At 39.0% G+C, this 15914-nt stretch carries 13 protein-coding genes; all 13 read right to left on the minus strand.

Going from position 1 to position 15914, the window contains the following annotated elements:
- Window positions 1-24: 24 nt before the first annotated feature.
- Complete coding sequence (spoVE, locus tag NST02_RS15565) at window positions 25-1125, minus strand: stage V sporulation protein E (protein WP_095313096.1); 1101 nt, start codon at window positions 1123-1125, stop codon at window positions 25-27.
- A 73-nt stretch (window positions 1126-1198) separates the two neighbouring features.
- Window positions 1199-2551, minus strand: a complete 1353-nt coding sequence (gene murD / locus NST02_RS15570) for a UDP-N-acetylmuramoyl-L-alanine--D-glutamate ligase (RefSeq protein WP_212933427.1) — start codon at window positions 2549-2551, stop codon at window positions 1199-1201.
- Window positions 2552-3526 (minus strand): phospho-N-acetylmuramoyl-pentapeptide-transferase, encoded by a 975-nt coding sequence (gene mraY / locus NST02_RS15575; protein ID WP_095313098.1) that lies wholly within the window; start codon window positions 3524-3526, stop codon window positions 2552-2554.
- Between the two features lie 3 nt (window positions 3527-3529).
- Window positions 3530-3982: a hypothetical protein gene (locus tag NST02_RS15580; RefSeq protein ID WP_137742796.1), complete on the minus strand. Its 453-nt coding sequence runs from the start codon at window positions 3980-3982 to the stop codon at window positions 3530-3532.
- 75 nt (window positions 3983-4057) lie between these two features.
- On the minus strand, window positions 4058-5527 hold the full coding sequence (locus NST02_RS15585) for a UDP-N-acetylmuramoyl-L-alanyl-D-glutamate--2,6-diaminopimelate ligase (RefSeq protein ID WP_212933426.1): 1470 nt from the start codon (window positions 5525-5527) through the stop codon (window positions 4058-4060).
- A gap of 250 nt (window positions 5528-5777) precedes the next feature.
- Window positions 5778-7721, minus strand: coding sequence for a stage V sporulation protein D (locus NST02_RS15590; RefSeq protein ID WP_095313100.1), 1944 nt, complete (start codon window positions 7719-7721; stop codon window positions 5778-5780).
- Window positions 7722-8015: 294 nt separating this feature from the next.
- Window positions 8016-10199: a penicillin-binding protein gene (locus NST02_RS15595; RefSeq protein ID WP_095313101.1), complete on the minus strand. Its 2184-nt coding sequence runs from the start codon at window positions 10197-10199 to the stop codon at window positions 8016-8018.
- A complete protein-coding gene (gene ftsL / locus NST02_RS15600; protein WP_340949255.1) occupies window positions 10196-10552 on the minus strand; it encodes a cell division protein FtsL in 357 nt (118 codons plus the stop codon). Before ftsL ends, NST02_RS15595 begins: the two co-directional genes overlap by 4 nt.
- Window positions 10553-10580: 28 nt before the next feature.
- Window positions 10581-11513: a 16S rRNA (cytosine(1402)-N(4))-methyltransferase RsmH gene (gene rsmH / locus NST02_RS15605; protein ID WP_212933425.1), complete on the minus strand. Its 933-nt coding sequence runs from the start codon at window positions 11511-11513 to the stop codon at window positions 10581-10583.
- Window positions 11514-11566: 53 nt separating this feature from the next.
- Window positions 11567-11998 (minus strand): division/cell wall cluster transcriptional repressor MraZ, encoded by a 432-nt coding sequence (gene mraZ / locus NST02_RS15610; protein WP_095313104.1) that lies wholly within the window; start codon window positions 11996-11998, stop codon window positions 11567-11569.
- Window positions 11999-12256: 258 nt separating this feature from the next.
- Window positions 12257-13891, minus strand: a complete 1635-nt coding sequence (gene bshC, locus NST02_RS15615; RefSeq protein ID WP_095313105.1) for a bacillithiol biosynthesis cysteine-adding enzyme BshC — start codon at window positions 13889-13891, stop codon at window positions 12257-12259.
- A gap of 421 nt (window positions 13892-14312) precedes the next feature.
- Complete coding sequence (locus tag NST02_RS15620; protein WP_095313106.1) at window positions 14313-14702, minus strand: DUF3397 domain-containing protein; 390 nt, start codon at window positions 14700-14702, stop codon at window positions 14313-14315.
- A gap of 1 nt (window position 14703) precedes the next feature.
- Window positions 14704-15603, minus strand: a complete 900-nt coding sequence (locus NST02_RS15625) for a 2-dehydropantoate 2-reductase (RefSeq protein ID WP_212933424.1) — start codon at window positions 15601-15603, stop codon at window positions 14704-14706.
- Between the last annotated feature and the right edge of the window lie 311 nt (window positions 15604-15914).

The following is a 15914-nucleotide window of genomic DNA, read 5'->3' on the forward strand; positions in this document are numbered from 1 at the left end:
ACTCTTTGCCATTTTTTTATTTCCTTAATAGCGTGAATGACGACTTATATTTAAAAGCACGCCAATCGCAACTAACATCAATGTTAAAGAAGAACCGCCATAGCTGAGGAATGGCAAAGTTATACCAGTTACTGGCATAAGCCCAGTCACGACACCTATATTGATCATCACTTGAATCGCAATCATCGCAATAATGCCAACTGCTAAAAAGCTTCCAAATAAGTCCGGTGCTCCTAATGCAATCCTTATCCCCCTCCATAATAGAAGTGCAAACAGTAAAAGGACGAAAGAACCGCCAATAAAGCCTAATTCTTCTGCTAATATCGCAAAAATAAAATCCGTTTGCGGCTCAGGCAAGTAAAAGAATTTTTGTCTGCTTTGACCTAATCCTAGTCCAAATAATCCACCAGGACCAATTGCATACAATGATTGAATAATCTGAAACCCGCTATTTTGTGGATCTGACCAAGGGTCTAAAAATGACGTAATTCGCTGAATTCGATAAGGGGCTGAGATAATTAGCCCTACAAAGCCCAAAAGACCGAGAACACCTAAACCGACAAAATGGCTGATTCTTGCCCCTGCGACAAAGATCATGACGATGCAAGTTCCTACCATTACCGTTCCCGTTCCTAAATCGGGCTGAAGCATAATCATGCCGAAAGCAAGAAATACTAATCCTAACGAGGGAAATAAACCTTTTCTTAATGACGTAATATGCTTTTGATTTTCGGATAAATACTTCGCTAAAAAAGCAATCATCGCCAGCTTCATAAATTCAGATGGCTGAACGGAGAACGCTCCAACGCCTATCCAACTTCTTGACCCATTTCTGACATTTCCTATGCCCGGAATCAAAACAAGGATTAAAAGAACAAAGCAGATGATTAATATGACCTTTGCGAATTTTTTCCATGTCCAATAATCAACATTCATGATAAAGAACATCGCAAAAATTCCTACTCCAGCAAAAAGCATTTGTCTTTTCGCAAAGAAAAAGGAATCATCGAATTTATAATCAGCCCAAACGGCGCTTGCACTATAAACCATAATTAATCCTAAAGCGAGCAATGCAAATGTCACGATTAACAGAATAAAGTCAGGAGTAGATCTTTTTGTCGGCAATTTATACACCTCGAATGCAAATTTAAGGGCCGAGTATTGCCTTTTGCCATACATTACGAAGTTGGACTAGCCCTTACTTAAGCTTATGCACCGCTTCGATAAAAATGTCTCCCCTAACCTCAAAAGTTTTATATTGGTCCCAGCTAGCACACGCAGGTGAGAGTAGTACCACATCTCCTGGGCTAGACAACTCAAAAGCAGCGGGTACGGCTTTTTCTACATTATCGACACGGATGATCGATTTTATTCCCGCCTCACGTGCTACTCTTTCAATTTTTCCTGCCGTTTCTCCAAAAGTTACAAGCGCTTTTACCTGTTCAAGATGCGGAAATAGCTCATCGAATTCATTTCCCCTGTCTAATCCACCTGCTAGCAAGACAACCGGTTCTTTGAATGCAGCCAACGCTTTGCTTGTTGCTAAAATATTCGTTGCCTTTGAATCATTATAGAATTTTCGCCCTCCCTTTTCTGCTATAAACTGGAGGCGATGCTTAACCCCATTGAAGGAGTTTAAGACTTTAAAAATAGCTTCATTTGTCACTCCAGAAAGTTTTGCTGCAGCTACCGAAGATAAAATGTTTTCAAGATTATGTTCACCTGGTAAAACAATGTCTTTGAGATCGATAATTTTTTCAGCAATGAACCATATCGCTCCGTCTTTCACGTAAGCGCCATTATCGACCATTTTTTTAGTGGAAAATGGAATCATTCGCGCCTTTGACCGTTTCGCTATTTCCACTACCTGCTCTTGGTCAACATTGACAATTAAATATTCCGCCCCGGTCTGATTTTTAGTAATATTGGCCTTTGCTTTCCAATATTCAATTAACTTGCCGTGATAATCTATATGGGCTTCATAGAGATTTGTGATAATCGCAATCAATGGGTTAAACTGGTCAATTCCCATTAGCTGAAATGAAGATAGCTCAATCACAATGATATTATCCTCCGTTGCCTCCTGGGCAACATCCGCTGCAACTGTACCGATATTTCCTGCAATGAGAGGAGCCTTGCCACCTTCAGATAGCATTTCATGGACAAGGGTTGTCGTCGTCGTTTTTCCATTCGTACCCGTAATCGCAACAAATGGCGCTTCCGAAACTTGATAAGCTAGCTCCACTTCTGTAATAATGGGAATCCCCTTCTCAAGTGCTCTTTCGACCATAGGATTGTGATAAGGAATTCCTGGGTTTTTAACAATCAACTCAAAACCTTCATCCAATAATTCAACAGGATGATCCCCGCAAATGACCGTGATTCCTTGCTCAAGCAATCCTTGCGCTGCTGGATTTTCAGATAAAGGCTTCATATCATTGACCGTTACGAATGCCCCCAATCTATGTAAAAGCGAGGCTGCACTCACCCCGCTTTTGGCTAGTCCTAGTACCAATATTTTCTTATGATAGTATTTTTTTATCTGTTTCAATTACATCCACACCTCAATATAGATTCCAAGAACAGCCAAAAGTAATCCAACTGTCCAAAATGTAACGACGACACGCCACTCAGACCAGCCGACAAGTTCATAATGATGATGAAGAGGACTCATGCGAAAAATTCTTCGTCCCGTTGTCTTAAAAGAAATCACTTGCAATATAACCGACAACGTTTCAATTACAAATACGCCACCAATAATAATTAATAAAATTTCTAGCTTTAATAAAATCGCCACAGCAGCAATTGCTCCGCCAAGCGCTAGTGAACCGGTGTCTCCCATAAAGACTTTCGCAGGATGGGCATTAAAAACAAGAAAACCAAGTACTGCCCCGACAACAGCAACCGAGAAAACAGCGATTTCCAATTGTGAAATATTCCAGGCTAATACTGCAAACGCTCCGAAAGCAATCGCGGATGTGCCAGATACTAAACCATCTAAACCATCGGTTAGATTGACTGCATTTGAAAAACCAACTAGCCAAAAAATAATAAAAAGTACATATCCCCAACCTAAATCAATTGAAAAACCAGTTAGAGGAATCGAAATGACTGTCGAAAAATCATAGTGCTGTAAAATTAAAAAGAAAATAACGGAAACAATGATTTGCCCAATTAATTTTTGCAAAGATGTAAGGCCGAGGTTTCTTTTTAACGCCACTTTAATAAAATCATCTAAAAAACCTAATAATCCAAATCCAAATGTCACAAAAATAAGTAAGTACGTATGGATGGTAGGCTGAGCATATTTCCCGATCATAATAAATGTTGTTGCTACAATTGATAACAAAATGACAAGTCCACCCATCGTTGGTGTCCCTGATTTCTTTTGGTGGGATTTCGGCCCCTCTTCCCGAATGCTTTGTCCAAATTTCAACCTTCTTAAGAAAGGAATAAATATAGGAGAAAGAATGACTGAAATCAAAAATCCTAATAATATGGTAAAAAATATCACTTGCTCGAGCATGTTCTATTCCTTCTCCTCTCGAAACTGCTCTATCAGTTTGTTAAATTTTGCTGCTATTACTGCATTATCATATGTCTCATAAAATTCTTTCAGAAGTTTTTCATCTAAAAAAAGGAAATTTGTTTTGTCCTTTTTTGCCATTTTCTTTCCGCTGATCTTAGCTCGATAGGCTAAAAAAACTTCCTTTACCGCCCTGGCAGGATCGTCTGTATAGAATACGGGAAAATGATTTGGCGTATATTTAGGTATTGCCCTTCCTTTTTCCCAAACAACACCGACAGCACCATTGGCAATTGCTTGTTGAAGATCACAAGAAGTTGAATCCACAGGAATGTAAAGTCCTTTTGGTTGATACAAATCTGCTTTCAGCGAAACCGTTTGATAATCCAAATCAAATTCTTTTGTTCCCATTATATCTGAAAAAATCGTGGATAAGTCTTCGTATGTTAAGAACATCCTATCTCTCCTTTGCCTCGTTGAATGAAGTATCTATAATCGTTCATAGACGTAGGATCCTTCTAGGAAGTAGTTCTAATATTTTTTCAGTCGAGCAATGGCTTCTTTTGCTATTTCTCGATCATCGAAATCAAAAACGTTGTCACCAACTAATTGATATGTTTCATGACCTTTGCCGGCAACTAAAATAACATCACCTGATTCTGCCGTTTCGATCGCATGATAGATCGCCTCTTTCCGATCGCTAAACACTTCATATCTTTTTCCGGCAACCCCTGCTTCCATATCCTTTAAAATCTTCTCGGGATCTTCGCTGCGTGGATTATCGGAAGTAAAAATCGGACGTTCACTATATTCACAGGCAACCTTCGCCATAATCGGACGTTTCGTTCGATCCCTGTCTCCGCCACAGCCTACAACGACAGAAATCTTATTTTGTGCAAACTCTTTAATTGTTTTTAAGACATTTTCCAAGCTGTCAGGTGTATGTGCATAGTCGACAATCACTGTAAAATCCTGACCTTGATCGACTAATTCAAAGCGACCTGCCACCCCTTTTATCCCTGCAATAGACGCAATCGCATTCTCGATGGACACTCCCGAACAAAGTGCAGCAGCAATACTAGCAAGAGCATTGTAAACACTAAATTTCCCAATTAAATTCATTTTAACTTGGTGGGTGCCAAATGGACTAACTAGTTCAAACACTGTCCCTTGAGCAGTAATTTGTATATGTGTAGCTCGAAGATTTGCCTCCTTGTCAATTCCATAAGTAAGCACATGGGCACTTGTACACTCGATAAACATATTGCTAGCTTCATCATCGACATTTAAGACTGCAAACTTAGGTTTCTGCAAGTGATATGTATTGCCTAATTGAGAGAATAATAAGCTTTTCGCCCTCTTATATTCATCCATTGTATGATGGTAATCTAAATGATCCTGAGTCAAATTAGTAAATACAGCTACATTAAAATCGGTTCCATGCACCCGCCCTTCGACTAAAGCATGTGATGAAACCTCCATTACGGTCGATTGTACTCCGGCGTCTACCATTTGTTTAAAAGTCTTTTGCAACGTCAAGCTTTCAGGTGTTGTATTTTTCGTTTCCAGTTGTTTTGCGCCAATCTTCGTATACATCGTTCCAATCAATCCAGTTTGCTGGTTAGCATCAGAAAGGATTTTTTCGATCAGATGACTCGTCGTTGTTTTTCCATTTGTTCCAGTAATTCCTATCATATGAAGTTTATGACTAGGTTGACCATAAAATGCATCAGATAATACAGCCATCGCACGTTTTGTACTTTCAACAACAATAACCGGAACCGATAATGACAGTGGTTTTTCAGAAATGACAGCAACTGCCCCTTGCTGAACGGCCGCTTCGGCAAAATCATGACCATCGACCGTATATCCTTTTATACAAATAAACAAGCTTCCTTTTACGACTTTACGATTATCATTTTCTATTGATTCAATTTCTAGATTATTGATATTATCAAAATTAATAAAATGAAGATGGCTCAGTAAAGTATGTAATTTCAATTTAATCATATCCTCTCTTAGAAAGTACGAACACCTTGCATTCATGGGTAAGTTCATCGCTAGTCTCGGCCGTGTACGCATTTTTGCTGGATTCCTTCGAGAGCTCTTTCAAAAACTCGCGTATTTTATTTTACATGAAAACCACACTTTTCGCTATTTTTTCTCAGGATATTGTTTTTCTTTATAAAAAAGCAAAGATTTAGGCCGGCACGAAAAAAGAGAGGCGAATTACTTTCAGCCTCCCCACTCATTATTCCTCTTTCTCATCTGTTGTTTCTGGATCATCAAAATAGAGCCTAATGGTTGAACCTTCCTTCAATTTTATGCCGCCTTGAGGGGTTTGTTTGACAACCGTATTTCCTTGACCGCTTGCATCTATTTTAAAATTCACGAAAATTTCTCTAATCTCTGTTTTTGTCATCCCAACCATATCTGGAACCTCGATCATAACAGGGTCATCCCAGCCCTTTCTTACCTTTTCAATTTGCTCTTTTCTCGGCTTTACTCCCAAAGCCCTTAAACTGTCTCCCATAATGTTTCCAACAATAGGTGCAGCAACTGTGCCTCCGAATTGGATCGTCCCCTTCGGATTATCAACAGCAACATAAACGACGAGCTGCGGGTCATCGGCGGGAGCAAAGCCAATAAAAGAAACGATGTGGTTATTTTCCATATAACGTCCGTTCTTAACCTTCTGAGCTGTTCCAGTCTTTCCACCAACTCGATATCCTTCCACAAATGCCTTTCCACCTGTCCCCTGAGCAACAACAGTTTCAAGAGCATGGCGAATTTCTTTTGACGTTTCTTCTGAAATCACTTTTCTTTTTGCTGTCGGGGAGGTTTTCATAACAATTTCTCCACTAACTGGATCAACCAATTCTTTTGCTATATAAGGGGTATATAGTGTACCTCCATTAATCGCAGCGGACAATGCGGTTACTTGTTGGATCGGGGTAACTGATACCCCTTGGCCAAAGGCAGTTGTTGCAAGTTCAACGGGACCTACACGATCTAAATTAAAAAGAATCCCTTTCCCTTCACCTTGAAGATCGATCCCGGTTTTTTCTCCAAAGCCGAAATCTTTAATATACTTAAACAGCTTTTCCTTTCCCAATCTTTGTCCCAACTCAACAAAACCAGGGTTACAGGAATTTTGCACAACCTCTAGAAAGGACTGGCTTCCATGTCCCCCTCTTTTCCAACAATGAAGCGTTGCTCCATCTACCTTCACCGAACCAGAGTCATGAAAATGATCCTTCTCTAAGTCAACCTTCCCTTCCTCAAGAGCTGCTGCTAAAGTAATGATCTTAAAGGTCGAACCAGGTTCATACGTACTCCAGACTGGTAAATTTCGATTATAAACCTCGGGCGCAACTTCTTGAAAATTGGTCGGGTTAAAACTTGGGCGACTCGACATTCCTAGCACTTCACCAGTATTCGGGTCCATTGCAATGGCGATTGCTCCATCCGGCTTGTATGTCGCTTCCGCTATGTCAAGCTCTCTTTCAATAATCGTCTGCACTTTAGAATCGATTGTCAATTTCAGATCAAGACCGTCTACAGGTGCTTGATATTCGTCGGCTTTATCATTCATACGATTATGCTTAGCATCTGCATAAAATTGAACTGAGCCTTTCTTCCCTTTTAATTGCTCATCATAGTATAATTCAAGTCCCATTAATCCTTGGTTATCTATCCCTGTAAACCCTAACACATGAGATAGATACTCCCCAAAGGGATAATATCTTTTCGAATCTTCTCCAACATAAACACCTGAAAGTTCAAGATTTCGTATCTCTGCTGCCTTTTCGTTTGAAATCTTCCGTCCTTCAGAAATCCGCACTATTAATTCTTTCTCTGTTATCTGTTTGTATATCTTCTCCTTTGAAGCATTTAATACAGCTGCTAATTTCTCTGCAGCTACAGCAGGGTCATTTACCTGTCTTGGAAAGACATAAACAGTTGGCGCGCTCATATTAGTCGCTAATGCCACACCATTTCTGTCGACGATATCCCCTCGTTCTGGCTCGAATGGAATTTCACGGCTCCATAAATTTTCAGCTCCATCCGTTAACCAATTTCCAAGAAAAAATTGAACGTACCCTAGTCTGACATCAATAATGAAAAAAACAAGAAATCCGATAAGCAATGCAATGGTTAACCTTTTTCTAACTGTTACATTCGAAACCCGCATATTCGAACGAACCTCCCTTATGTTTGGCTCGTTCAAATATATGCTTGTACAAATATAAATAGAACGCACCATACGTTGGTACGTTCTGCTTTCTTTTTAACTTTGTTATTAAACGGGCATCTTCGGTTCATTTCGTAAGAAATCAAGGCTTCTCACAGCTTTTTCGAAGGAGCTTTTTCAATGAAACGTTTAGGAGAGAACAAATTTTCTCCTTCGTTTCATCGAAGAAGCACTAAAATAAGCTCCAGAGCAATAATCAACGGGCTTGTTTAGCCCCATTTTTAAGCTCTCTTCTTAGCCGCCTTTAGGGATTTCTGACTCTTCTTCCCCATCTTCCTTACTCAGCTGTTCTTTTGTATCAGGACTTTGCAAATGAACAACCAAATAATCTCCCTCTTTTAATCTCGTTCCCGCTGCTACATTCTGCTGAATTACATAGCCGTTCCCAGTTATGTTCAATTGCAGCTTCGCGAGATTTGCCACCTTCATTACATCTCTCAATGACCAACCATGCAAATCAGGAAGGGTAATTTCACCATCCGTTTGAATGATTACCTTTTCACCTTCCAAGAGCGGCTGTCCTTTTGCCGGGAGTTGATTGACTATTTCTGTGCCACTACCTAAAACAATCGCATTAACCCCAAGATCTTGCAAAGCACTGACGCCGTTTTCAACGCTTCTGCCGATAACATCAGGAATTTCGATCGTTTTTGAGGACGGTTGTTCACTAGGCTGAATACTTAAATATTGCAGACTATTTTTCATTACCTGTTTAAAGATTAATGACACAGGTTTATATCCTTCAGATGAATTAGCAACTTTTGGCTGCTGAACCATGACATATACAATCAGTTCTGGATCATCCGCCGGTGCCATCCCCATAAAGGAAAAGACATAATCATTATCTCCATGAATGTATGCACCTTGATGCGTTAAATTTGCTGTTCCTGTTTTCCCGGCAATCTCATAGCCATCAATATTGTATCGCTTATAGCCAGTACCTTTCGGTGATGTGATCACTGTTTCCATTACTTCACGCACTTTTTTGGCAGTTCCTTCAGAAATTGGTTTACCCACTACTTCAGGCTCCGTTTTTTGGATCGTTTTATTTGTAGCTGGGTCGACGACTTTATCAATGATTTGTGGCTTTAACATACTCCCGTTCCCTGCGATCGCTGTCGCCGCCTGTATTTGCTGCAAAGGAGTGATGGCCGTCCCTTGACCATACCCAGTCGTTACTTTTTCTGACGGATAATTGTAAACAATTTTCCCCCCGGTTTCATTTGGGAGCTCAATTCCTGTTGGATTTTCAAAGCCAAACTTTGTTAAATATTGCCGATACGTGTCAAATCCAAGCTTTTCCTGGACAATTTTTGCAATCGCCACATTCGATGAACGTTGAAATCCTTCCAAATAAGTGATCGAGCCCCAGCCAACCTTATTATGATCTCGAATTAAATCATCTTTTGTTGGCTTGTAAGAACCAGACTCGTAATAGTCATTCAAATTTAACACTTGTTCTTCAAGTGCCGCTGCAAGGGTGAATATTTTCATTGTGGACCCTGGTTCATACGAAACTTCAACAGCCTCATTCAACCATGTTTTCTCAATACCCTCTCGTGTTTTCGGATGGAATGTCGGTCTTTGCCCCATCGCCAAAATATCACCCGTTTTTGGATCAGCGACAATGGCCACCATTTTCGTCGGTTTGTACTGCTCATCTGCTTGATTTAATGCATCCTCCAAAAAGGTTTGAATTTTCTTATCTAATGTTAAGTAAACATCTTTTCCATCTTTGGCAGGTGTAATCTTTTGTTCACTATTCGGCAGAATATAGCCCCAAAGATCACTTGCATAATGAACAGAGCCATTCTCGCCTGTTAAGATGTCATTTAATGATTTTTCAAGCCCTAATTGTCCAACTGGAGTCGTTTCTCCTTTTTTTGTTTCGACAAAGCCAATTAAATGGGAGGAAAATACACCATTTGGATAGAATCGTTTTGATTCCCTAATAAATGTAATTCCCGGCAATTTTAAATCCTCAATCTCTTGTTTTGTCTGCAAAGAAATATCCTTTCCTGCAAGACCAAATTCCACTTGAAATTTCTCTTTCTTTGACAAAACTCTCAAAATCTCTGACTCTGATAAATCAAGATATTTTGCAAGCTCTCGCGCAGTTTTTTCTTTATCTGAAACATAGTTGGGCTTCATCTTTTCATCTAAAATTGCAATCAACGTGTAAGAAGAAGTATCCTCTGCGATCACTTCTCCATTGCGATCATAAATCGTACCTCTTTTCGCCTCTAATATCCCATTTTTATTGTACATTTGTTGTGCCTTCGCAGCCAACGGCTGCCCCGCTGCCTCTCCTGTTACTTGGATGGAAACGAAGCGAAATAATAAGACAAAAAAGAGCAGACAAAATAAAATAAATAAAATCGCTGCTCCCACATTCATATTCGGCTGTTTCCTAATCATTGTCCTTGCACAACCTTGACGTTATTTTCATTTAGTTTTAAACCCAGCTCTTTAGCTTTTGCCCATATTCTTTCATATGTGCTTAATTCTTCTACCTGCATCGCAAGATCAGCGTTCACTTTTTGTTGCGATTGAATGATAGAAGAAGTTTCTTGGATATCCTTATTTATTTCATATATGGCAGCTTGATTTGAAATAATTTGCACAGCACCAAAGCAAAGCGCTACACAAAAAACGAATGCTAATATTTTCTCACCAGGAGAGAAACCCAATCTATTTTTCCTGACTATTTTCGGCGCTTGCACCTGTTTCTGTTGTTGTTCTTGTTGCAGCTTCCTTGCTAAATTTCCCATTCCGTTCCCTCCTTGGTTTTTTTATGGGTTATAATTTTTCAGCTATTCTAAGTTTTGCTGATCTGGCGCGATTATTTTCCTCCAACTCCTCATCGGAAGGTAAAATCGGTTTTCTCGTTATCAGTTTCAATACTGGCTTATACTGCTCAGGGATAACTGGAAGTCCCGGTGGCAAATCCGGTATTTCACTTGCTTTCTTGAAAGTCACCTTACAAATCCGATCCTCTAACGAATGAAATGTAATGACACTTATCCTTCCGCCTGGAGCTAATATTTCAATCGCTTGCTGAAGCGATTTTTCAAATACACCTAGTTCATCATTTACAGCAATCCGTATAGCTTGAAATATCCTTTTAGCAGGATGTCCCCCTTTACGTCTCGCCGGTGCAGGGATTGCATCCTTAATAATTTCCACTAATTCGCCTGTCGTTTCAATGGCCTTTATTTCTCTGGCGGCTTCAATTTTTCGAGCAATTTGCTTTGAAAACTTCTCCTCACCATACCGATGAAAGATTTTTAGTAAATCATTAAAGCTCCAATCATTCACAACATCGTATGCTGAAATTGGCGCTTCTTGATCCATTCTCATATCAAGTGGAGCATCGTGGTGGTAACTGAAACCTCTTTCCGGAGTATCTAACTGTGGGGATGACACTCCCAAATCGTATAAAATTCCATCTACTTGAGTGACTCCTCTTTTTGCAAGCTCCTCTTGCAAATGGAGAAAATTGCTCTTAATCATCACAATTTGTTCACCATATTGAGCGAGCTTCTCTTTAGCATTCGCTATCGCCGTATCATCTTGATCAAAGGCATAGAGCTTTCCTTTCGGCGAAAGCTTTGAGAGGATTAGCGAACTGTGCCCCGCCCCTCCCATCGTACAATCAACATATACACCATCTGGCTTAATATTTAATCCATCAACCGTTTCATGTAATAACACTGTTGTATGTTCAAACATGCTTGTCCACCTTTCCAATCGTAAGACTTGGAAGTTGATATTATTAAATGATTTTAAATATCAAATCCAATCATATTTTCTGCAATCTCTGCAAAAGATTCTTCTGACTCTGAAAAATAGTCTTCCCAAAGATCTTTACTCCATATCTCAATTCGATTGGAAACACCTAACACAACACATTCTTTTTCTAGTTTTGCGTATTGCATCAAAGGGGAAGAAATATTGATTCTCCCTTGTTTATCAAGTTCACATTCGGTGGCACCTGAAAAGAAAAAGCGAGTAAAAGCACGGGCATCTTTTTTCGTTAATGGCAACCCTTTTAGTTTTTCCTCTATTAGGGACCATTCAGATAGTGGGTATCCAAATAAACATTGATCTAAGCCTCGTGTCAAAACAAATGTTTCGCCTAAATGCTCACGAAACTTTGCAGGTACGATGAGACGACCCTTCGTATCAACATTATGATGGTATTCACCCATAAACATACCCACTACCCCCACTCTCTATCCTAAATGTACCACAATCCCCCACTTTCCTCCACCTTATTTTTAAAATAATTCTTCTTCAAATAAAAAAATCCTTCCGCATTCATGAAAAATAGGAAGGTTGTACTATATGGACCTTACGAAGCATTTTTACCAGCCACTCACTTAGAAGTTACATCACTCTTTTTCAAAAAAAAAGAGTGTAGATAAACTCGAAAATTTCTGAGTTTATCCACACACTCTGTTTCAAGGAACTTTCTATATCTTTACTACTTTATGTGTACCGTCAAATTCGAAGGGAAGCTTTGATAATCGTTCAACAAAGTCTAAGCCGTATTTATTTAAAAAATAGTATATATTCCAAACTCGTTCCTGCGGCCCGCCAAACGGTCTGATTGAATAAGCGATACAGTCAAGCTGCTTTAATGCAACATCATGTTTGATATGCAGCGCTTCTTCAATTTTCCCTTCCATAAAAGCAATTTGCTGCAACAGAATTGACTCATTTTTCTGCAGTAAAGGCAAAAGCCCTCTGTACTCTTTTTCTGTTTGCTTTCTTATTTTTTTGTAGCTTCTCATCAGCTGCTCTTTCGTTTCAGAAAATAATTCGTCAAAGGACGTGTCTTTAACTGAAGTTAGAAATGTTTGCTTCTGTTCTGATATTCCGGCCTGTAAAACTTCTTGTAAATTCAGGCCCCAGTCCGCCATACTTGATTCTATTTCTCGTTCTAGAAATGTAATATTAATCCTTGGAATGATTGGAGGCATTTTCATGTTAAAGATTTCAAAAGCATCTTTTAACTCTGCCCAATAGGAGATTTCCCCCGGTCCGGCAATAAATGCCAGTGTCGGAAATAACGTCTCCTGCATAAGCGGTCTTGTCACCACATTATTGCTCAATTTTTCAGGTTGTTCATTCGCTATCGCAAGTAATTCCTCCTGCGAAAAGGAGATGATCCCATCCTTGCCAATAAATGTTTTCGTTTCGTTGTTAAATTCCAGAAGAACCCGTTCAAAATGCTCTTCATCATAATAAAATAAGTTTGCAGCTTCTGGTGATAGCTCAATCGTTCTTGCAAATCCATATTCAGCAAGCTTAGCTTGTTGATTTTCCACAGAAGCCGTAATATTAGCAGCATGATTAATTTGTTCGGCAAACCCTTTTTTCTCTAACTGTCGTAATTGCCTATTTCCTGAATCAACGAGTAAGAGTCCTTGCTCTTTAAATAATTCCATCACAATATATGCAAAGAAATCAACAAAGGTTTCTGAGCACTCAATAGCTTTTTTCGAGAACTCTAGCAAGCGGTTCGTATGCTCTGTCTCTCCAAAAGTTTCAATCACATCTTCAAGCCAAGATTGACAAACCTCTTTATTTAATACACAGTCTGTAACCATTCTTTTATCTAATACTTTGTTTGGATAAACCCATTTTTCCAATTGATTTCGATGTTCCAGGTACACATGGTTTACTTCTGCGTAATCATGATCTTCACCAGCAATCCAAAAAAGAGGAACAACAGGTACTCCTAGTTCTTTTTCTTTTTGTTCTGCAAACGCAATAATTGAAATCACTTTATGTATAGAATATAAGGGACCTGTTAGAATTCCAGCCTGCTGTCCTCCAATTACAACAACACTATCTTTTTTCTTCAGTTTAGCAATGGATTCTAATACTCTTTCCGAGCTCGGAAATGGTTTCATAAAAAACTCAATATGAGCAGCCAGTTCCTCCCTCATAAACGAGCGCTCAGATAATTCCTCCAACCTTTTTTGGTAATGAGAAGAATTTTGATATTGATAATGAAAAAAATTCTGTACCTCGTCAGTCCCATTATAGTATGCCGTGGCAAACCTATTCGTAGCTGGGAGATTGAGATTCATCATCTCCATTTATGTACTTCCTTTCTAAGCAACAATTTACTACGTATGAGTATATCACTGAATACTCACAAAGAAAAAAACTTTGCCTATAAGAAAAGTGGAGGCGGCTTGTTCAGCACCGTACAAACTGGAAGGACTTCGAATGAGATAAAGGAAAACCAATGAGCTCTAGCGAATTGAGTTTGACTTATCGTAAGGAGAAGGCCTGAAGTTTGATAGGTGCTAGCCGCCGCAACTGGACAATGAAAAGTGGAGGTCGTTTGCTTAGCACCGTACGGACTGGACTGAACCGCAGGAGATAAAGAAAGTTGAAAACATAACAATGTTTCTCTGAACTTAAATTGATAATCTTGTATAAAGACAATAAAAAGCCTAGGAAAGTTGTAGAGCCTAAACAATTTTCTCAGACACTCCCATTCCTAGACGTTATTTATGAAACCGCATGCGAAATGCTACGAACGATCCCAATGATTAATAAAATTATATATGCAGAGAAGAAAACAAGGAAATTAAAACGCCAAAAACCCTTGAATACTTTATGGTAATCAATTTCTTGTTTAATCTTCCAATGGAGCAAAACTACAGCTGCCCCAATTAAAAGGATAAGAATAAGTATCAACCAAAGCAATGATTTATTCCATATAGTCATAATCATATAATGAACTGAAATGATAAATAAGAGCGTGCTACCATCCAGCGCCATTTGAACAGCGCGACGATGCTGCTTTGTTGCTTGCTTACAAATAACAAAAATAATGATATAGCCTAAAATTGGAATGGTAATGAGCGCAGCAGCAACATTTGAAAAGACATTTGACATCTCACTTTCCTCCTCTCTCCAATTGTTTCCCTTTAATAAGATGAAAAAGCGCGGTTATCAGCGGTGCCTCAACTTGCAACCGCTTTGCTTCAGCTATTAAATAACCTAAAATCGCCTCAATCTCCGTTTCTCTCCCTGCTTCCAAATCCTTAAGCATGGAGGATTGATTATGAGCGGTATTTAAACAAATTTGCCGCGCATGTTCAAAATATAACTGTTCATCATCAAGCCCCAATATTGTACTAACTTCTGTAAACATTTCAGTAAAGGTTTGATAATAATGGGGATTATCAATAAGCATCCCGTTTTCGACATTCAAAAGAGCTGTGAGCGGATTAATAAGCGCATTGACAACAAGCTTTTTTTGAAGCATGCCTTTATAATCGTCAACAAAGCAAAACCGAAATGAAGGATTTGAGGTTTGAACTAATTCATTCACTATCTTTTGGTTACGCCCTTGATAACAGGCTAACTTCGTCTCACCTATTCCCGTATGAATAACAGTATGTCCATTCTCTCGATAAGCGCCATGCTCCACAGATCCGACATAAACATGATTTAATTTAAATCGATCAATTATGTTTAAATGGGCCATCCCATTCTGAATGAATAGACTTGGTTGTCCATGTATGAATTCCATGTCTTTGAGCAATGATTCCAGTTGATATTGTTTAACACAAACTATAACAAGATCTGCTTCATCTTCTTCCCATTCACTAATGAACTTTACTTGCACATATGTATGAAATAAACCTTCTTGATTTCGAACCGTAATTCCATTTGCTTCTATCTCCATTTTTTGCGAGTGACTCCGAACATATAGAACAACACTATGCTCTTGTTTTAAGTAATAGGAAAATAATAACCCTATCGCTCCTCCACCAATAATGGCAACTCTCATTCTATCGCCCCATTAAAAACAATTTAAAACTTATTTCTATTTTACCAAAGACAAGGGCTATTTTCTCAGATTTTGTTGCATTTCCACGAAAAATATATAACTGGAAAAAGTGTGAGCATATCCACAATGCTAGTTTTTTAATACCATCGTGGTAAAAGACCCAATCAAAAAAAATAAGGGGAGAAAAATAGATTTTTTCACCCCCTTACTTTTCGGTATTTCCATGATTTTAGACAACACTTGAAAGACTAGATAAACTATTTTAGTCCGATTAAAAAATTTGTCCACGGCGGTGAGCAATGCGAGCATCG

The organism is Robertmurraya sp. FSL W8-0741 (assembly GCF_038004005.1).
In the GTDB taxonomy this organism is placed as follows: Bacteria; Bacillota; Bacilli; order Bacillales; family Cytobacillaceae; genus Robertmurraya; species Robertmurraya siralis.

Coding starts and splice junctions, on each gene's coding strand:
- NST02_RS15580 (WP_137742796.1), bottom strand. CDS start 3,982: ATGTTCTTAACATACGAAGACTTATCCACGATTTTTTCAGATATAATG.
- mraY (WP_095313098.1), bottom strand. CDS start 3,526: ATGCTCGAGCAAGTGATATTTTTTACCATATTATTAGGATTTTTGATT.
- NST02_RS15625 (WP_212933424.1), bottom strand. CDS start 15,603: ATGAGAGTTGCCATTATTGGTGGAGGAGCGATAGGGTTATTATTTTCC.
- bshC (WP_095313105.1), bottom strand. CDS start 13,891: ATGGAGATGATGAATCTCAATCTCCCAGCTACGAATAGGTTTGCCACG.
- NST02_RS15595 (WP_095313101.1), bottom strand. CDS start 10,199: ATGATTAGGAAACAGCCGAATATGAATGTGGGAGCAGCGATTTTATTT.
- NST02_RS15620 (WP_095313106.1), bottom strand. CDS start 14,702: ATGTCAAATGTCTTTTCAAATGTTGCTGCTGCGCTCATTACCATTCCA.
- NST02_RS15590 (WP_095313100.1), bottom strand. CDS start 7,721: ATGCGGGTTTCGAATGTAACAGTTAGAAAAAGGTTAACCATTGCATTG.
- ftsL (WP_340949255.1), bottom strand. CDS start 10,552: ATGGGAAATTTAGCAAGGAAGCTGCAACAAGAACAACAACAGAAACAG.
- mraZ (WP_095313104.1), bottom strand. CDS start 11,998: ATGTTTATGGGTGAATACCATCATAATGTTGATACGAAGGGTCGTCTC.
- rsmH (WP_212933425.1), bottom strand. CDS start 11,513: ATGTTTGAACATACAACAGTGTTATTACATGAAACGGTTGATGGATTA.